The 18,867-nt window shown below is 67.9% G+C and carries 16 protein-coding genes; 5 read left to right on the forward strand and 11 right to left on the reverse strand.

Annotated features, from left to right (window positions below; translation table 11 throughout):
* Nucleotides 1–73 precede the first annotated feature (73 nt).
* From NQ036_RS01810 to NQ036_RS01835, 6 genes are all read right to left on the reverse strand, one after another.
* Nucleotides 74–991 carry a HAMP domain-containing sensor histidine kinase gene (locus tag NQ036_RS01810; protein ID WP_257046527.1) on the reverse strand — a complete coding sequence of 306 codons (918 nt, stop codon included), beginning with the start codon at nt 989–991 and terminating at the stop codon, nt 74–76.
* A complete protein-coding gene (locus NQ036_RS01815) occupies nt 984–1,715 on the reverse strand; it encodes a response regulator transcription factor (protein WP_257046528.1) in 732 nt (243 codons plus the stop codon). Before NQ036_RS01815 ends, NQ036_RS01810 begins: the two co-directional genes overlap by 8 nt.
* Before the next feature lie 5 nt (nt 1,716–1,720).
* Nucleotides 1,721–2,221, reverse strand: coding sequence for a DUF3060 domain-containing protein (locus NQ036_RS01820; protein ID WP_257046529.1), 501 nt, complete (start codon nt 2,219–2,221; stop codon nt 1,721–1,723).
* 213 nt (nt 2,222–2,434) lie between these two features.
* A complete protein-coding gene (gene acnA, locus NQ036_RS01825) occupies nt 2,435–5,116 on the reverse strand; it encodes an aconitate hydratase AcnA (RefSeq protein WP_257046530.1) in 2,682 nt (893 codons plus the stop codon).
* 215 nt (nt 5,117–5,331) lie between these two features.
* Nucleotides 5,332–6,693 (reverse strand): class I SAM-dependent RNA methyltransferase, encoded by a 1,362-nt coding sequence (locus NQ036_RS01830; RefSeq protein WP_257056881.1) that lies wholly within the window; start codon nt 6,691–6,693, stop codon nt 5,332–5,334.
* Complete coding sequence (locus tag NQ036_RS01835) at nt 6,690–8,726, reverse strand: APC family permease (protein ID WP_257046532.1); 2,037 nt, start codon at nt 8,724–8,726, stop codon at nt 6,690–6,692. Before NQ036_RS01835 ends, NQ036_RS01830 begins: the two co-directional genes overlap by 4 nt.
* A 40-nt stretch (nt 8,727–8,766) precedes the next feature.
* Here NQ036_RS01835 and NQ036_RS01840 point away from each other — a divergent pair, with 40 nt between their 5' ends.
* Nucleotides 8,767–9,435, forward strand: coding sequence for a TrkA family potassium uptake protein (locus NQ036_RS01840; RefSeq protein ID WP_257046533.1), 669 nt, complete (start codon nt 8,767–8,769; stop codon nt 9,433–9,435).
* 40 nt (nt 9,436–9,475) lie between these two features.
* Nucleotides 9,476–10,153 (forward strand): TrkA family potassium uptake protein, encoded by a 678-nt coding sequence (locus tag NQ036_RS01845; RefSeq protein ID WP_257046534.1) that lies wholly within the window; start codon nt 9,476–9,478, stop codon nt 10,151–10,153.
* Between the two features lie 255 nt (nt 10,154–10,408).
* On the opposite strand, the gene NQ036_RS01850 is transcribed toward NQ036_RS01845, so the two are convergent.
* Both NQ036_RS01850 and dut read right to left on the reverse strand, forming a co-directional pair.
* A complete protein-coding gene (locus tag NQ036_RS01850) occupies nt 10,409–11,194 on the reverse strand; it encodes a DUF3710 domain-containing protein (RefSeq protein ID WP_257046535.1) in 786 nt (261 codons plus the stop codon).
* Nucleotides 11,195–11,237: 43 nt separating this feature from the next.
* A complete protein-coding gene (dut, locus tag NQ036_RS01855; protein ID WP_257046653.1) occupies nt 11,238–11,675 on the reverse strand; it encodes a dUTP diphosphatase in 438 nt (145 codons plus the stop codon).
* 90 nt (nt 11,676–11,765) lie between these two features.
* Here dut and NQ036_RS01860 point away from each other — a divergent pair, with 90 nt between their 5' ends.
* Nucleotides 11,766–12,239 carry a DUF3093 domain-containing protein gene (locus NQ036_RS01860; protein ID WP_257046536.1) on the forward strand — a complete coding sequence of 158 codons (474 nt, stop codon included), beginning with the start codon at nt 11,766–11,768 and terminating at the stop codon, nt 12,237–12,239.
* A 97-nt stretch (nt 12,240–12,336) separates the two neighbouring features.
* Here NQ036_RS01860 and NQ036_RS01865 read toward each other — a convergent pair whose 3' ends face one another.
* Nucleotides 12,337–12,636, reverse strand: a complete 300-nt coding sequence (locus NQ036_RS01865) for a DUF4193 domain-containing protein (protein WP_257046537.1) — start codon at nt 12,634–12,636, stop codon at nt 12,337–12,339.
* Between the two features lie 238 nt (nt 12,637–12,874).
* On the opposite strand from NQ036_RS01865, the gene NQ036_RS01870 reads away from it, so the two are divergent.
* A complete protein-coding gene (locus NQ036_RS01870; RefSeq protein WP_257046538.1) occupies nt 12,875–13,093 on the forward strand; it encodes a hypothetical protein in 219 nt (72 codons plus the stop codon).
* 72 nt (nt 13,094–13,165) lie between these two features.
* Here the strand turns inward: NQ036_RS01870 and NQ036_RS01875 are convergent, their stop codons facing one another.
* Nucleotides 13,166–14,236, reverse strand: a complete 1,071-nt coding sequence (locus tag NQ036_RS01875) for a ferrochelatase (protein ID WP_257046539.1) — start codon at nt 14,234–14,236, stop codon at nt 13,166–13,168.
* 165 nt (nt 14,237–14,401) lie between these two features.
* On the opposite strand from NQ036_RS01875, the gene sepH reads away from it, so the two are divergent.
* Complete coding sequence (gene sepH / locus NQ036_RS01880; RefSeq protein WP_257046540.1) at nt 14,402–15,445, forward strand: septation protein SepH; 1,044 nt, start codon at nt 14,402–14,404, stop codon at nt 15,443–15,445.
* Here sepH and cydD read toward each other — a convergent pair.
* A complete protein-coding gene (gene cydD / locus NQ036_RS01885) occupies nt 15,442–18,864 on the reverse strand; it encodes a thiol reductant ABC exporter subunit CydD (protein ID WP_257046541.1) in 3,423 nt (1,140 codons plus the stop codon). The genes sepH and cydD overlap by 4 nt on opposite strands.
* Nucleotides 18,865–18,867 lie beyond the last annotated feature (3 nt).

Genomic DNA, 18,867 nt, shown 5'->3' on the forward strand with positions numbered 1-18,867 from the left:
ACGACCCGCCGAATACGAGCCGCGTCCATCCTATCCTCGTCCTGCCAGGGCCGGTTATGAGCCGACGCTCAGCTCAGTGCCCGGTGGGCAATGGCAGGGCCAGGCGGACGCTGGTGCCCTCCCCCAGCCGTGAGCGCAGGGAGACGGTGCCGCCGTGGCGCGCGACGATCACCCGCACCAGGGCCAGGCCGACCCCGGAGCCGGGGCGATCGAGCGCATTCGAAGCCCTGCCCAGCTCTTCGAAGACCGTCGCGACCTCGGCGGCGGGGATGCCCCGGCCGGTGTCCGCAACCTCGATGACCACCCAGCCGTCGGCCTCGCTGCCGCGCACCTCGACCCTCTGCCCCACATCCGTGTACTTCACGGCATTGCTCACGAGGTTGCCGATCGCCAGGCGCAGCAGGTCCGGGTCGCCAGGACACAGCGGCAGGGGCCAGGGCGCCGATGGCAGCTGGATCGAGATCCGGGCGCGGGGGCCGGTGCCCGTCTCCTCGGCGAGGTCCTCGACTGCTTCGCGGATCAACAGGCCCGGATCGACCGGTTCGACCGCCAGGGGTGTCTCCTCGAGTTCGGCCAGCGCGCGCAGATCCCCGACCAGGCGCGCCATCCGGTCGGCCTGGCCGCGCACCCCGGCCCACGCCGGATCGCGTTCGGCCCGTTCGGCCGCCAGGGAGCGCACCACCGTCACGGGGTTCTTCAGCTCGTGGTCGAGCCGGGAGAGGAACCTGCGGCGCGCCTGGGCCGCGGCCTCGCGCTCGGCCGCGCGCGCCCGGTCGAGCCGCGTCGCCGCACGCCTCCCCGCGATCGCCAGGGCGGTGTATGCGCAGAGCACAAGCACCCCGGCTCCTCCGATCACGGCGCCCAGTGGGGCCGAGGCCGACAGCCAGGTCGACGGCGCCAGCAGCCATACGAGAATCCCGCTGGTAAGCAGTGCGCAGACCAGGAGCAGGGCCGTCCAGTCACCGATCCGCAGGCCTCGGCGCTCAGCCACGGCGCACCGCTGCGATCAGCCGGTAGCCACCCGGCACCGTGCGGATCAGAGTGGGGTCGGAGGCGTCCTCGTGCAGCACGCGGCGCAGTTCGGCGATCCGGTGGTCGACGGCGCGCGAGGCGACGACGGATTCGAATCCCCAGACCCGCTCGAGCAGGGTTTCCCGACTGTGGGTCTCGTCCGGGTGCATCATGAAGAAGTCGAGCAGAGCGAAGGCCCGCGGTGTCAAGGAGACCTCCGCGGGCCCCAGGAAGACCCGCCGGCCTTCCCGTTCGAGCCTGACCTCCCCCGTGGAGCGGGGGCCGGCCACCAGCACATCGGCCACGGGCCCCGGTGCAGGCCGGCTGCGCCGCACCAGCGCCCGGATGCGCGAGGCCAACTCCTGGGGTTCGAAGGGCTTGTTCAGATAGTCGTCTGCGCCTTCGTCGAGTGCCGCGGAGCGTTCAGCGGCCTGGCCCACCCGGGTCAGCAGGAGGACCGGAGTCCAGATCCCGGCCGCGCGCATCCGCCGCAGCAGTTCGCGGCCGTCGAGGCCGGGCATCATGACGTCGGAAACGACCACGGCGGGCCCGGAGCCCTGGCCCGCGGCCAGCTGGGCCAGGGCCTCGAGTCCATCCGCAGCGCAGAAAACGGCGAACCCGGCGCGCTGCAGGAAGGATCCGACGCTGTCCCTGATCGCCGGATCGTCGTCGACCAGGAGGATCCTGGTGCCCCCGGTGTCCACCGGCCTCAGCCTTGCAGGGGCGTGGTCGAGACCGTGTTGTCGACTCCGTCGCCGCTGGTCTGCGGAGCGGGACCCGCATAGGCCACGGTGTTATCCGAGCCGGACATGTTCACCGACTCGACTGCGGACGTGGCCACAGAGTTCCCGGCACCGGTGATGATCAGCGCACCGATCCCGTGCGGGGCCAGGACGACGGCGTCGGCGGCCGAGACGGTGACGTTCGCGCAGTGTTCGATCAGTTCGACCACCGCGTCGGTCTCGCCGATGTCAATGCTGCCACCGGCACAACCCGTGCGGGAGGTGACCGCGGCTCCGAAAGTGCTCGCGGCGGGGAGTTCGCCCGTCGTGGTCCCAGCTGCCGGAGCTGACGCCGCCGTGTCGTCGCCGCCCGGTGGGGCGGAGTCGGCCGACTGGGAGCCGCGCTGGTCGACGGTCATGCAGGCGCTCAGGGAGAGTGCGACGGCGGACAGAGCGGCGGACAGGATCAGGGGCTTGCGGGCTTTCATGGGAGGCTCCTCGGTAGTCGGGAGTGATCGGGGTCCGATCGGCTCATGAACCACGTTATGGGGAATGGTTCGCCGGTTGATCGCAAGCGTGTCGCAGCCCTGTCTCAGATCTGCGATACGCCTGCGGCATGATCACAGTATGCCGGAAACGGCGCGGGGCCGGAGGGACATGATGTCCCTCCGGCCCCGCGCCGTAGCGATGCTACCGAACGATCACTTCACGAGCGAACGCAGCACGTACTGCAGGATGCCGCCGTTACGGTAGTAGTCGGCCTCCCCGGGGGTGTCGATGCGCACGACCGCGTCGAACTCCGTGGTGGAACCGTCGGCCGCGGTTGCGGTGACCTTGACGGTCTTCGGGGTGGTCCCGTTGTTCAGCTCCGTCAGACCGGCGATATCGAAGGTCTCCGTGCCGTCCAGGCCCAGGGTCTCGGCGGATTCGCCTGCCGGGAACTGCAGCGGGACGACGCCCATGCCGATGAGGTTCGAGCGGTGGATCCGCTCGAAGCTCTGGGCAATGACGGCGCCCACACCGAGCAACTTGGTGCCCTTGGCGGCCCAGTCACGCGAGGAGCCGGTGCCGTATTCCTTGCCACCGAGGACAACCAGCGGAATGCCGGCGGCCTGGTAGTTCTGCGAGGCGTCGAAGACCGTGGTCTGCGGGCCGCCTTCGAGGGTGAAGTCGCGGGTGAAGCCGCCCTGCACACCGTCCAGCAGCTGATTGGCCAGGCGGATGTTGGCGAAGGTGCCGCGGATCATGACCTCGTGGTTACCGCGTCGCGAGCCGTAGGAGTTGAAGTCCTTGCGCTCGACGCCGTGCTCGACCAGGTACTTGCCGGCCGGGGTGTCGGCCTTGAAGGAACCTGCGGGCGAGATGTGGTCGGTGGTCACCGAGTCGCCCAGCTTCAGCAGCACGCGGGCGCCGCTGATGTCGGAGACGGGCTCCGGTTCCGCGGGCATGCCGTCGAAGTAGGTGGGCTTGCGCACATAGGTGGAGTTCTCGTCCCACTCGAAGGTCTTGCCCTCGGGCGTGGGCAGGGACTGCCAGCGCTCGTCACCGTCGAAGATCGTGCCGTATTCCTTGTCGAACATGGCGGTGTCGATCGAGGAGTCGATGACCTCCTGGACTTCCTCCGGCGAGGGCCAGATGTCCTTGAGATAGACGTCCTTGCCCTCGGAATCCTGTCCCAGGGGCTGGTTATCGAAGTCGAAGTCCATCGTGCCGGCCAGCGCATAGGCGATGACCAGCGGCGGGGAGGCCAGGTAGTTCATCTTGACGTCGGGGCTGATGCGGCCCTCGAAGTTGCGGTTGCCCGAAAGCACTGCGGTCACGGAGAGGTCGTTGTCCTGGATGGACTGCGAGATCTCGTTCTCCAGCGGGCCGGAGTTGCCGATGCAGGTCGCGCAGCCGTAGCCGACCACGTAGAAGTTCAGCGCTTCGAGGTCCGGAATCAGGCCGGCCTTGTCGTAGTATTCGCTGACGACGCGCGATCCGGGTGCGATCGAGGTCTTGACCCACGGCTTGGTCTTCAGGCCCAGCTTATTGGCCTTACGTGCCAAGAGGCCTGCGGCCATCATCACCGAGGGGTTCGAGGTGTTGGTGCACGAGGTGATCGAGGCGATCGCCACGGCGCCGTTCTTCAGTGCGAAGTTGCGTCCATCGCCCATCGCGACGTCTGCTTCCTTCGCCTCCTCGCCCGGCTTGGCGTAGTTGTGGATGTCCTTTTCGAACTGTGCCTTGGCGTCGGTCAGCTCGATCCGGTCCTGAGGGCGCTTGGGCCCGGAGATCGAGGGGACGACGGTGCCCAGGTCCAGTTCCAGGTACTCCGAGTAGTCGACCTCGACAGACGGATCGTGCCACAGGCCCTGTTCCTTGGTGTACTTCTCCACCAGGGCGACCTGCTCGTCGGAGCGGCCGGTCAGGCGCAGGTAGTCCAGGGTGACGTCGTCGATCGGGAAGATCGCAGCGGTCGAACCGAACTCGGGGCTCATATTGCCGATCGTCGCACGGTTGGCCAGCGGGACCTCGCCCACGCCCTGGCCGTAGAACTCCACGAACTTGCCGACCACGCCGTGCTGGCGCAGCATGTCCGTGATGGTCAGCACGACGTCGGTGGCGGTCACGCCCGAGGGGATCGAACCGGTCAGCTTGAAGCCGACCACGCGCGGGATCAGCATCGACACGGGCTGGCCCAGCATGGCGGCCTCGGCTTCGATGCCGCCGACGCCCCAGCCGAGCACGCCCAGGCCGTTGACCATCGTGGTGTGCGAGTCGGTGCCGACCAGGGTGTCGGGGTAGGCGCGCATGACACCGTCGGTCTCACGGGCCATGACCACGCGGGCCAGGTGCTCGATGTTGACCTGGTGAACGATGCCCATGCCCGGGGGAACGACCTTGAAGTCGTCGAAGGCGGTCTGGCCCCAGCGCAGGAACTGGTAGCGTTCCCCGTTGCGCTGGTATTCGATGTCCATATTGCGCTTGATCGAGTCCTCGGAACCGAAGGAGTCGATCTGCACCGAGTGGTCGATGACCAGTTCGGCCGGTGCCAGCGGGTTGATCTTGGTCGGATCGCCGCCCATGTCCTTCACGGCTTCGCGCATCGTAGCCAGGTCGACGATGCAGGGCACGCCGGTGAAGTCCTGCATGACGACGCGGGCGGGCGTGAACTGGATTTCGACGCTGGGTTCCGCGCTGGGATCCCAGTCGGCCAGGGCCTTGATGTGGTCTGCCGTGATATTCGCACCATCTTCGGTGCGCAGCAGGTTCTCCAGGAGTACCTTGAGGCTGTACGGAAGCTTCTGCGAGCCGTCCACCGCATCGAGGCGGTAGATCTCATAGCTGTTGCTTCCGACCTCAAGAGTGCTCTTGGCTTTGAAGCTATCGACGTTGCTCATCGTCACTCTCCTGATCGGTTATCCAAGATCCTATTTAGGTCACAATCCGCTGGCCTAAACTATCTTGACATCAAGATAAATTCTAGCCCATTCGGGCCCGGCCCGCCACTGCGGATCACAGAATGAACGGCGCGGATTCTAGGGGATTGCGAGGGTTTCGGCTCTACCATCCCGCATCGGCGTGGTGAGCCTCAAGCTGGCGCGCCCTGAGGGAATTAGCGAACAAATTCACTGAAAAATTCCACATGCGCCGTCAGTGGGAACAGATCGTGCCCCTCAACGGTCTCCAGCCGCCAGCCGCGCTCCAGCAGGTTCTTCGCATCGCGGGCGAAGGTGCCGGGATCGCAGGAGACGTAGAGCAGCCGTCCGGCTCCGGTTCCGGAGATCAGGTCGACCACTTTCTGGCCCAAGCCGGCCCGCGGCGGGTCGACGATCACGGTGTCGGCACCGGGCAACTCGGTCAGCCGCTCGATCCGGGCGGTGCCGAATTCGGCGCCGGTGCTGCCCGCGCCCAGCAGTCGCTGCGCATTCGCCCTGGCGTCCTCGACGGCACGCGCCGAGCCCTCCAGCCCGATCACCGGCACACCGAGTTCATGCGCCGCACGCAGGGAGAACAGGCCTGCACCGCAGTACAGGTCGAGCACGCTGTCGGTACCGTCGATGCGTGAGAGCACCCGGTCCGAGAGCACCTCGGCGGCATCCCGGTGGACCTGCCAGAAACGCTGGGCGCTAACCCGGAAATCACTGGCGGCAACCCGCTGGAGCAGTGTCGTCTCCCCCAGGGTGATAGCACCCTGGGCGGTATCCGAACCCGGCTTCGGGCGCCGGGCCCGAACCTGTTTGCCACCGCGCTGGCGCCGTCCCGCGCCCGCCACCCTGCCGTGGGAGGAAGCTACTAACAGGCTGAAGCCCGAGGCCTCGGCGATCGAGCGCAGCGCCGCGGTTGCCTGTGCAGAGGGCCGACCGGTCGCCACGATCGTCCCGCACCCGGTGCCGGCTGCCAGCTCGATCCGGGACACACCGGGGAAGACGCCGTGTTGGACCCCCAGGGCGTCCAGTTCCCCGACCGCCAAGGGCAGCCGGTCGACGTCGACGACGTCGTGCGTGCCCGCGCGGTACATCCCGGGGCGCCCGTCGGGGCGCACCGCCAGTTGGACACGTGTCCGCCAGGCCTGTCCGGCGTCCTGTCCCCCGGTGGCCTCCAGGGGTGCGGGAGCCACGCTCAGCTCGGTTTCGATCCCGCCGATGCGGGCAAGCTGATCCCGGGCCGCCTGGGCCTTGAGGTCTCGGGAGGTCGCCAAGTCGACGTGGGCGAATTCGACGCCTCCCACGCCCTCGGCACCCCAGGCCACCCGGCGATCGGGTACCCGTGCTGCAGCGGCGTCGAGCGCCTCGACGGTTGCGGCCCTGGCGAAACGCGGCTTGACCTCGGTGATCCTGGCCCGCACGGTCTCGCCGGGCAGGGTGCCAGTGACGAACACCGTGCCGTACTCCCCCGTCGCCACCGACTCCCCGCCGGCGGCGGGTCGCAGGACCTGTAATTCGAGTTCGTCTCCGAGCTGCGGGCGCTCGTTCATATCTGGTCTCCCCATGTGGTCTCCGACTGATCGCGCGCAGGGCGCAAGGGTTCAATATACGCGTCCGGACCCGCGGTGAACGACTGCAGACGCCACGGCACGGTCGCCACCACCACATTGGGCACGATGAGCAGGCGTGATTTCAATCTCAACACGGTCTGATTGTGCAGCAGGTGCTCCCACCACCGGCCCAGGATGAACTGTGGGATGAACACGATCACCAGATCCTCCGGATTGTCACGGCGGATCCGCGCGATGTGGCCCAGCACCGGGCGCACCAGGGCCCGGTAGGGCGAGGCCAGGATGGTCAATGGGACCGGCAGCTCCATCTCGTCCCACCGGCGCTGCAGTTGAGCCGCCGCGTCCTCGTCTACGGCCACCGTGATCGCTCCGATGAACGTCGGCCGGGTGGCGCGGGCGAAGGACAGCGCGCGCAGCGTCGGCTTGTGGATCTCCGTGACCACGACCACCGCGTGGGTGTTCGGCGGCAGGCGCTGAGCGGGATCGTCGGGCGCCGCCGCCAACTCCGAATCGACCCGCTGGTAGTGCCTGCGCACAGCGCCCATGATGAGCGAGAGCACCACCATCGCCACAAGCGCCAGCCAGGCGCCGTGGGTGAACTTGGTGACCACCACGATGAGCAGCACCGCGCCGACCACGACCAGGGAGAATCCTGCCACCAGGCGCGCGGCCAGCATCCGGGTGCGCGCCGGCGAGGACACCATCCGGCGCACCCTGACCGTCCAGTGGCGCACCATGCCCAGCTGCCCGATCGCGAAGGAGAAGAACACTCCGACCAGGTACATCTGCACCAACCGGGTCGGCTCCGCCCCTGTGGCCACGACCAGCACCACGGCGGCGCCGGCCAGCAACAGGATGCCATTGGACAGGGTCATTCGGTCCCCGCGCTGGGCGAGCTGGCGCGGCAGGAAGCCGTCACGCGCCAGCCGAGAGGCCAGACCGGGAAAGCCCTCGACCGAGGTGTTGGCCGCCGCCAGCAGTACCAGTGCTGCGATGATGATCACGCAATAGCCCAGCGCCGGCGCGAAGTCGAAGACGCCCAGTGCCAGCTGCCCCAGCACGGGGTCCTGGGCGTAGTCGCCCACCGGCGTGCCATCGGCGCGTAGCAGCGCCTGTTCCGGCCGCTCGACGTATTTGACACCGGTCACCCCGGCCAGCCACGTCAGTCCCACCAACAGCACGATCGAGAGCACCCCGGTCAACAACAGGGTGTTGCCGGCGTTGCGCCCGCGCGGCTTGCGGAAACTGGGGACCGCCGTTGCGACGGTCTCCACCCCCGCCAGCGCCACCGACCCCGAGGCGAAGGACCGCAGGAAGAGCACCAGCAGGCCGATCCCCGTCAGTTGGGCGCCGGGGTCAGCGGGATCGGCGATGTGCAGCTGCGAGCTGGCGGTGCTCGGGGGGTCCCCGGAGAGAACCCGGATCGCACCGACGATCAGGGTCAACCCAACCGCCGCGATGAACAGATAGGTGGGGGCGGCCAGAAGTTTCCGGCGGGAGCGCCAGCCGCGCAGGCCCAGCAGTGTCACCAGCGCGATACCGGCCACCGCGATCCACACGGTATGCGGCGCCAGCACGGGCCAGGCCGCGGCCAGATAGGCCGCGAAGACCGCCATCGAAACCGCCAGGGTGAGCGTGTAGTCGACCAGCAGGGCCGAGGCGACGAACAGGGAGGGGCCGCGCCCCAGATTCTTCGCGGCCACCTCGTAGTCCCCACCGCCATCGGGATAGGCACGCAGGTTCTGCCGATAGCACAGCACCAATAGGACGATGACCACACCGACGCCCACGCCCACCCACGGCCCCAGGTGCAGTCCGGCCATGCCAGCCACCGCCAGACCCAGCAGGATCTCATCGGGGGCATAGGCCACGGATGAGAGCATGTCGGAGGCGAAGACCGGCATGGCGATGCGCTTGGGCAGGGCCTGGACACGGTAACTGTCGCTGCGAAACGGCCGCCCAACGAGTAGTCTTTTGACGGCATCAGAAATACTGCTTGCCACGACAGCCATCGTAGAGCACTCCCGGGGTTTCCGGGCCTGGAGGGACCTCGTGCACTTCGTCATCATGGGATGCGGGCGGGTCGGGGCGCTGCTGGCGCGCACCCTGGACAAGAACGGCCATACGGTGGCCGTGGTGGACCGTGACCCCGATGCCTTCACGCGCTTGGGCAAGGACTTCTCCGGCTCAACCGTCACAGGGATCGGTTTCGACCGCGACGCCCTCTCGCGTGCGCGCACCGGCGATGCATACGCCTTCGCGGCCGTCTCCAGCGGGGACAACTCGAATATCCTGGCCGCCCGGGTGGCCAGGGAGACATTCGGAGTGGCCAATGTGGCGGCCCGGATCTACGATCCGCACCGCGCCCAGGTGTTCGAGCGCCTGGGCATCCCCACCGTCGCCACCGTTCGGTGGACGGCCGATCAGATGATGCGCCGCCTCATCCCCTCCGACTCGGTCAGCGAGTACCGCGACCCCTCGGGGCGCATCGTGATCGCCCAGGTGCATCTGCACCCGGCCTGGGTCGCCCGACCATTCAAGGAGATCGAAACCGCCGTGCGGGCACGGGTGGCTTTCGTCACACGCCTCGGCGATGGAATGCTGCCGGGACCCGACGATCTGGTCCAGCAGGGCGATCAGGTGCATCTGAGCTGTGAACGCTCCGGGCTGCCGGAGATCACCCGGGTACTGGACCGCCCACCGCGAGACGACGAGGAGTGACGGTGCGCCGTGAGCGCTCCGCCGAAACAAGGGGAAGACGATGCGCGTTGTGATTGCCGGCGCCGGCTCGGTCGGTCGGTCGGTGGCCAGAGAGCTGCTGGAAAAACACCACGAGGTCCAGCTGATCGACCGGAACAAGGATGCCATCCGCCGCGACCGGGTGCCAGGTGCCACCTGGCTGCGCTCGGACGCCTGTGAACTGACCGGGCTGTCCGAAGCCCGGCTCGACACCGCCGATGTGGTGGTCGCCGCAACCGGCGACGATAAGACGAATCTGGTTCTCAGCCTGCTGGCGAAGACGGAATTCGCGGTGCCGCGCACCGTGGCCCGGGTGAACAATCCCCGCAATGAATGGCTGTTCGACGACAACTGGGGCGTCGATGTGGCGGTATCCACTCCACGGCTGATGACAGCATTGGTCGAGGAGGCCGTCGAGGTGGGCGGACTGGTGCGGTTGATGAACCTGGACCGGGGCCGGACCGGGCTGATGGAATTCACCGTCGCCACCACCGACCCGGTGGCGGGGCAGCGGATCGGGCAGCTGCGCTGGCCCGGGGACACCGCACTCGTGGCTATCGTGCGCAGTTCCAAGGCCATCGTCCCTGGACCCGACGTTCAGCTGGTCACCGGTGATGAGTTGTTCTTCGTCTGCCCACCCGACGATGAGGCCCCTCTGCTGGGGCTGCTGACCGGTTCAGCAGACGATATACGGGATTGAACACGATGAGACCGCCGGCGCCCACATCGGCGAAACGACCGGTGATGACCACCCGCCGCCCGGGGAACAGCCCCGGCACCTCACGTTGGCCGAGGAACCGCACGGCCACGGTTCCCGTCCCGTCGTCGACGTCGAGATCCAGGCGCGGGCGCGAGCCGGGCACCGACCGGGTGACGGCGACGATATCGCCGATCACCGTGGCCCGCTGTCTGTCCCGCAGCCCGGCGATCGAAGTGTCGCCAGACCGCCCAGGGGTCATCTGACCTCGGCGATCTCGGGACCGCGGGCGAACGGATTGGGGTCCTCATCGGCGTCCTGTACCTCACCCTCACCGTCGTCGACCCTGGGGGCCGACAGGAGCAGCACCTCGCGCGGGGGCATCGCCTGGTCGCCACGCTCGACGATGGTGCCGCGGAAGATCTTGAGGAACAGCTCGGCCGCCTCGTCATCGGTCGCCGCAGCGTCGGTGAGCACTGCGCGCAGGAACCAGCGGGGCCCGTCGACTCCCAGGAACCGGGCCGGATGCAGATGCGCCCGTCCGGAGCGGTCGGCCACAGGCACACCCGCGACGATCTCGTAGCCGTGCTCGCCGAACGCCTCCCTGGCCTTACCGCCCGAGGCCGTGATGCCCTCGATCAGTGAAGCCCTGACCTCGCCCCACAGCCCTTCGGTCTTGGGCGCGGCAAAGGCCTGCAGTTGCATCTTGCCCTCACCGTAGACAACCGAAGCCGCCATGATCGTCTGCTCGTCCTCGGCGGTCTCCAGCTGGAACTGCAGTCCGTCGACCACCGGGATCCGTAGGGCGCCCAAATCGATCCGATTGCCGTCCAGGGCATCCTCTGCGGCGTCCCACGGCCCGTTCTCGGACCGGTCGCGCGGAGCCTGCTTGGCGAACTCCTCGTCCTCCGCAGGGGTCTCCTGCTCTGCCGGGACCGGCTCGGACGACCCCGCGGTGTCATCCGCCTCCTGTGCCCCCGCCGCCGCGTTCGACGGCTCCTGCGATTCCTCGTGCTTCTTCCGGAACCGATCGAAGAGTCCCACTGCGTCCTTCTTTCCTCGCCTGCGGACCGGTGCGGTCCGCTTTTCAGTCTCCCATATCGAATCCGCCGGTGGAACCGAAACCGCCGGTACCGCGCTGGGAATCGTCCAGGCAGTCGACCGGGGTGAAGTCGACGCGGACGACGGGCTGGACCACCAGCTGGGCGATGCGATCGCCGCGGGTGATGCTCACGGCCTCCACCGGGTCCAGATTGATCAGCGGCACCTTGATCTCGCCGCGATAACCGGAGTCGATCGTGCCGGGGGAATTGACGACCGTCACGCCCCGCTTCGACGACAGTCCCGAGCGCGGGTGGACGAAACCGGCCAGCCCGGCGGGCAACGCGATCGCGATGCCCGTTCCCACCGTGCGCCGCTCAAACGGCTGCAGGGTGAAGTCCTCCGTCGAATATAGGTCGGCGCCCGCATCGCCGACGTGTTCGTATGCGGGGCAGGGCAGACCCTTGTCGATCTGCTTGAGCATGACGTTCGTAACGTGTTCCACGGCTGGCCACTCTACCGCCGCCGCTGCCTGTGCCCAAGCCCGGAAGGACCGATGTGGGAGAATCGACGTATGTCAAACGTTCCCACGTCCGCCTCCGGCGTCCTGTATCGTGACCGTGCCTTCCCACCTGTGACCTGGTGGATCGTCGCGGCGCTGATTTCCGGCATGACCTCACTCATCGTCCTGCCGGTCTGGCCCCTGGGCGGGCTCCTGGTGCCCATCGTCATCTGCATCCTGGTCTTCTTCGGACTGGCCCGGCTCTCGCCGACGGTGATCGTCACCCCGGATGCGCTGTACGCGGGCCCCGCCCATATCGACCGCAGGTTGGTGGGCACGGCCACCGCCCTGGACCGGGAGAAGACCAGGTGGGAGTGTGGCCCCGGTCTGGACGCGCGCGCATTCATCTTCATCCGCCCTTGGATCCGCACCGCGGTTCGCGTGGAACTGGATGATCCGGCGGACCCGACGCCGTACTGGATCGTCTCCAGTCGTGATCCGGAGGCCTTGGCCGCCGCAATCAACTCCGGATCGCCGACCGCCTGAGAGCATCGGGGACATGGACAAGGAGCCCGGATCCCCCTGCGGGGATCCGGGCTCCTTTACACATCCATGGAACGGACCATATCGTTCCGGTATCGGCTCAGCCGGCGCAGTCGGTGCACACGAGCACACCGCCATCGTCACTGGCCAGCTGCGAACGATGCCGCACCAGGAAGCACTCCATGCAGGTGAATTCGTCGTTCTGCTTCGGCAGAACACGCACCGAGAGTTCCTCGTTGGACAGGTCGGCACCCGGCAGCTCGTAGCTGTCGGCTACCGCGGTCTCGTCCTCATCGACCTGGCTGGCCTGCTTCTGATTGCGCTGCGCCTTCAGCTCCTCTAGCGAATCACTGTTGACGTCCTCGTCCTGCTTCCGAGGCTGATCGTAATCTGTTGCCATAAGAGACCACACTCCGCGAGTTCATTTGGTGTACATACAAGGGATATCGTTTCGACGTCTCAAGCATTGTCTACCGTTCGAACACTTTGCGCAAAAATTTATGCCCATCCGATATATGACGTTGCTCACAGAGTATTCGCAAGCGCGGTTTCTAGACTGGAGGACATCGCCGAACCGGCGATTTCCGCCCTGCCTCCGGATACCCCGGCCGGGGTATCCGACCCTGAAAGGAGTGACGATGAGCCAATTCGAAACCGAACTCGACAACAGGGTAACCGATCTACGCCAGATGCTCGCGGACGCCCGCGCCGCCGACGACGATTTCAAGGCCGAGGCCCTGCTCGAAGAACTCGGGTCCCTCGTCGGCCTGGCCGATGACAACGATGTCGACACCTCGCAGATGCGCCACGTGCTGGCCGTCGAAACGGGTGCGATCCCCATTGTCGAAGAGGCCTGATCGACAAAATGCGAGGGGGCCGGTCCCGCACTCAAGGTGCGGGACCGGCCCCCTCGCTTTCCGATGCCCTCTTCAGGCTGCGCGCCAGGGCTCGCCGTCACCGCCGTCCAATGGACCCTGTGGAGTCACGGCAGGCCTTTCCGGGCTCTTCCCCGAGGCCTGGGCCGCGCGCTCCTCCAGCAGGTCGACCAGGCCCGCAACGAACCCGGGAGAGGTCGAGACCGTGGCAGCACGGTGGTAGTCCAGGCCCAACTCCGCAGCGGTCTGGGCGGCCTCCGTGTCGAGGTCGTATTTGACCTCCATATGGTCGGACACGAAGCCGATCGGCACCGCTACGACGCCGGTGACGCCCTGTGCGGAGAGCTCGCGCAGCCGATCGTTGATATCGGGTTCCAGCCACGGGCTGCCGGGGGCGCCGGAACGCGAACAGAAGACCAGCTCGGTCGGCAGCGTCAATTCGTCGGACAGCTGTTCGGCCACGTAGTCGATGAGCTCCTCGTGCTGATGCAGATAGCCGTGCGACCGGGTCTCCGATTCGGCCTCCATCGGGTCGGGGATCGAGTGCGTGACGTAGAGCAGGCGGTGGTGCTGCGGGTCGAGTCCGCCCACCTGCCGGTCCAGAGCGGCCAACCCCGAGCGCACGATGTCGACCTCGGTGTCGGCGAAACCGGGATGGTTGAAGTATTGGCGAATCGCGTCGATCTCGACCTCGATGCCCTCGGAGGCCAGTTCCTCGCGGGTCTTGGCGAAGTAGTCGTAGTACTGCCAGACGCTCGAATAGGAGGAGTATGCACTGGTCAGAATCGCCAGGTAGCGCTTCGCGCCGGTGGCCCGCGAGTGTTCGCGCAGCGCATCGGGCAGATACGGCTCCCAATTCCGGTTGCCCCACAATAGCGGAGTGGAGATGGAGCGGGAGTCCAGTTCGGCCCGCAGCGCAGCCAACAGGGCCCGATTCTGGTCGTTGATCGGCGACTTACCGCCGAATCCGTAGTAATGCGCTCCCACGACCTCCAGCCGCGCATCGGGAATTCCCCGACCACGGGTCACGTTCTTGAGGAACGGGAGGACGTCGTCGGGCTTCTCGGGCCCTCCGAAGGACACCAGTACAACGGCGTCGTAGGGACTCAGTAAGGATTCGGTCATACCCCTACTGTACCCAGCGCACCCGGTCACCGCGCTCGACGACCAGGTGTGGAACGCGGCGTCCCGAAACGTGATCGATCGGGCCGATCGGCGACTCGCCCGGCGAATGCCGCGCGGATCCGCCGGACACATGACACTCTTGGAGATGGAAGGAAAGGTACCCATATGACCGATTTGACACTGCACGCCATCGCGTCAAGCGGTCGTGCCATCATCCTGACCGACGACGCGGGCGGCGAATACCGGCTCGAACTCACCGATGAACTCTACGCGCTGATCGGACGGGCCAGGGCCCAGTTGGCCGGGGCCAAGGCCGGTGAACCGGTCCGGCCGCGCAACATCCAGGCGCTCGTGCGTTCGGGTATGAGCGCCGAAGACGTGGTGGAGGCCACCGGAGCCGATCTCGAGTACGTCCGCCGTTATGAGCATCCGGTCCTGGCCGAGCGCGCACATATCGCCCATTTGGCCGGCCAGGTGCCGATCTATCCCGACACCGGCTCCGATGGCGGACCCAAGCCCTTGGCCGAGCTGGCCGCCGAACGCCTCGCCCTGCGCGAGGTCCCATCCGACTCCCTCCGGTGGGACGCCTGGAAGAACTCCGGGGGCAGCTGGCACATACAGCTGTCCTTCACCGCAGCAGAGACTGCGCTGAGTGCAGCGTGGAAGTACGAACGGGGAACCGTCACCCCCCTCGATGAGGAGGCCGGCTGGCTCTCGGACTCCGGGCCGACCGATTCCGGGCCGATTCCGACCCTCGGTTCGTTCCAAGCCGACCGACCCGGCGCCGAGGCCCCCGTCGAGCAGCGCGGACAGCAACGCCTGCGGCCGGAGTACACCGCGATCCCAACGGAGCCGATCCTGACCAGGGAGACCCTGGACAATCAGGCCGAGACCGGTCGGATCCTCGAGAGCTTGCGCAAGCGCCGCGCCAAGGCGGCCGCACAGCCGACGGAGGCGCAGGGGCGATTGCGCTCCGTGCCCGATGAGCCGACCGGCCCCGATGCACCCGACGGGGCGCACACCGCGCTCTCCCGCCCCGACGACGCAGCCGACGACGGGGTTCTGCCCCTGCCGGCCGACGACGGGCGGAAGGACGATTCCACCACCGGCGCCTCCGCCGATGAGCCGGGGACGGGTGAGGTGCGGCGCAAGGGCCGTTCCTCGATCCCCAGCTGGGATGACATCATGTTCGGACCGAAGAAGGACTAAGCGCGGGCGGGCAGCCGCACCACCAGGTCCTCGGCTGCGATCTCGGTCGGGTCGTGCGTGACGTCGATGACAGTGCGCTCGGCCAGGCTCTCACGCAGGTCCTTCAGTACCGTTGCAGAGGTCGCCGCATCCAGGTGTGCAGTGGGTTCGTCGAGCACGACGACCGGAGCTCCGGTGAGCAGGGTGCGCGCCACCGCCAGACGCTGTCGCTGACCGCCGGAGAGGGCCGAGCCCGCAGACCCGATGCGCCCGTCCAACCCGATCTGGTCCACCAGATCCGTCAGGCCGACTCCGGCCAGCACTTCCCGCAGCCGGTCGTCATCGGGGGCCTGTTCCACCGGACGGGCCAACAACAGGTTCGCGCGCAGGCTGGAATCGAAGACGTGCGCTTCCTGCGGGCACCATGCGATGGTCCCCGAGAGTTCCCGGGCATCCAATCGCAGGGCGTCGAGGCCGTCGATCCGGTAGCGTCCGGCCGTGGGGTCGAGAAATCTCAGGATGACCGAGAGGGCCGTCGTCTTACCCGAGCCGGACGGACCGGTCAGGGCAGTCCACCGACCGGGACGGGCCTGCAGGTTCAGGTGTTCGAACACCTCGGTCGCGCCCCACGACGTGCTGATATCGTCCAGCTCCAAGTGCCGGCCGAGGCTCTCCGGACGGCTTTCTGGTGGATCCTCCTCCACCGGCCGGCCGTCCAATTCCTCCAGACCGGCCAGACCGGCCGCCAGAGCCGGCCACTGCTGAATGGCGCTCAGGGCCTCGAGCGCACAGTCGATGAGCGACAAGGGCAGCAGCACGGTCACGGCGAACAGTGCCGGGCTCAGGGCGCCCGCTGCCACATCCGGTCCCAGACCGGCGATCATGGCAACGCTCGTCGCCACGCCCGCCGCTGTCACCAGCCCCTCCCCGAGTCCGGTCGCGCGAACCGCCCTGACCTCTGCCGCGCGGGCTCTGTGATCCTCCGCGAGGACGCGCTCGACTGCCCGCTCGGCCACACCACCGGCCCGCAGGTCCGCGCGGGCTGCGAGCAGGGAGGTAACCCGCTGGAGCACTGCCGACCGGATGCGCAGACGCGCTCGACTGGCACGGCGGTCCGCCCACAGGGTGATCGCGGGGGCGAACACGAGCATGCACACCAGCCCGAGGCAGGCGATCAGGCCGGCGTGCGGGCTGATGAGCAGCAGGGCGACGACGGCGGCCACTGCGACGACCAGTGCGACCAGCGGCGGCAGGACCACCCGCGGTGCCAAGTCGCGGACATCGTCCACATCGCCGACCAACCGCCGCAGCGCGATGTCCCCGCGTAACAGCGACCTGTCGGCGGTGCCCCTGCCGGCGAAGCCGTGCCAGATGCGCACGCGCAAGGCTCCGAGCCCGGCCAGGACCGCATCGTGCAGGTTGAGCTGTTTGGCATAGGTGAATGCCGAACGTGACAGGCCGAAGAAACGGACGCCGACGATCGCAACCATCAGATACATGATGGGCGGACGATCCGCCGCGTAGACGATCAGCCAGGCCGAGACACCGGTCAGGGCGGAGCCCGCGGCGATGGCGCAGACACCGCACAGGGCGGCCAACCAGAACCGGCCGCTGCCCACGTTCGCGACCCGCGCCAGGCGGGCGAGCAAACGCTCGAGCGGCACCTCGGGCACGGCGGACTCGGCCGTGGTCGGCTCCCCGGCAGATTCCCGGTGCGTCCCAGGGGCTGTCTCCACAGCCGGCAGAGGAACCCGAACGGCGACGCTCGGAGCCACAGTGGCCACTTCGCCGGAGACGGTTCCCGCTGAGCCACTCCACCCCATATGCCCAGTGGGATCGGCGGGGTGCAGCTCGACGCGCTGCCCGCACGCCAGAAGCTTACGATCATGGCTGGCCACGATGACGGGGATGGTCAGCGCGATCTCCTCGACGCTCCTCCTGACCCGCCCGGCGCTGTTCGCGTCGAGGTGTGCCGTCGGTTCGTCGAGCAACAACAGGTCCGCGCCCAGCTCGACCTGGGCGAAGGCGCGGGCCAGCGCCAGACGGCGCAGCTCTCCCGGGCTCAGGGCAGCGCAGGCACGGCCGGGTTCGACGTCGAGCCCGGCCCGTTCCAGCGCACGTTGGCTCAGCCACTCGATTCGTTCGGCCGGCACCTCCCCGGCCCACTCCGGGGCACAGTACAGAGCCAGTTCCCCACCCACCGTGTCCGCATAGGTACGGGGGGTCTGAACCGCCTGGGCGATCCGCCGCGGCACCCCGGTGATCCGACCTGAGATCTCGACCCCGTCCTGAGCGCGAACACCGCCGCCGAGCACACCCAACAGGGTGGTCTTGCCGCTGCCCGACTCCCCCGCCAGAACCGTCAGCCCCGGTCCGGGGACCGACAGGTCCACCGGGGCGCACACGGGCCGGGGCCGGCCGGGATAGGTCACCGTGAGCGACCGGATTTCCAATGCCGTATCCGCGCCGGCGGCCGGTGCGCCACACGGCTCGACCACCGGCTGGTCCGTCAGTTCCCGGGTCCGGTGGTAGGCTGCCAGTCCGTTCTCCGAGGCGTGGAAGGCCGCGCCCAGCTGGCGCAGCGGGAGGAAGCACTCGGGTGCCAGGATGAGCGCCAGCAGGCCGTCCGCGAGCTCCATCTCACCGGCGACCAGTCGGACTCCGATGAAGACGGCTACAAGGGCCACGGAGATCGTCGCGATCAGTTCGAGGGCCAGGGCCGACAGGAAGGCGACCCGCAGCGTCTGCATCGTGGTCGCCCGGTAGTCCTCGGAGACCCTGCGCAGTGCCCGCTCCTGCGCATTGGCCCGGCCCAGCCCGATGAGTACCGGCAGGCCCCGCGCCAGTTCGACCAGGTGGGTCGAGAGCTGATCGAGCGCATGGGTCGCATCCGAGACGCGATCAGCCGTGTATTTTCCGATGAGGACCATGAACACGGGCACCAGTGGCAGGGTCACCAGGAGGACCGCCGCCGAGACCCAGTCGGCCAGCAGGATGCGCACACCGATGAGCAGTGGAATGGCCAGAGACCCCGTCAGCGCGGGTAGCACGGAGGTGAAGTAGTCGTCCAAGTCGTCGAGGGACCGGGTGGCGGTCACCGCCAGCGCCCCGTCGGACAGTCGTTGGTCGTCCCCCGTCCCGGCGGTCGCCCGCCGCAGCAGACCCGCGCGCAGCTCCGCTTTCGCAGCCACCGCTGCGCGGGCTCCGACGACGCGGGTCAGCCAGAGCGCCACACCGCGGATCAGCGCGCCGACAGCACCCAACCAGACCGGTTCGGGGTCGACGGATCCGGCGGCCAGACCGATCACCGAGCGTGCAATCGCCTCCGCCACCAACACGAGGCCCACGGCCTTGAGAACGGACAACAACCCGAGCAGGTAGAGCGCCCTGGCCCCGCCGGCGGTGGAGCGGGCGGGGGCCAGGGGCGAGGCGGAGCTCATTGG

Origin of the sequence: Brevibacterium sp. 91QC2O2, assembly GCF_024580695.1 — a bacterium.
Taxonomy (GTDB): domain Bacteria; phylum Actinomycetota; class Actinomycetes; order Actinomycetales; family Brevibacteriaceae; genus Brevibacterium; species Brevibacterium moorei.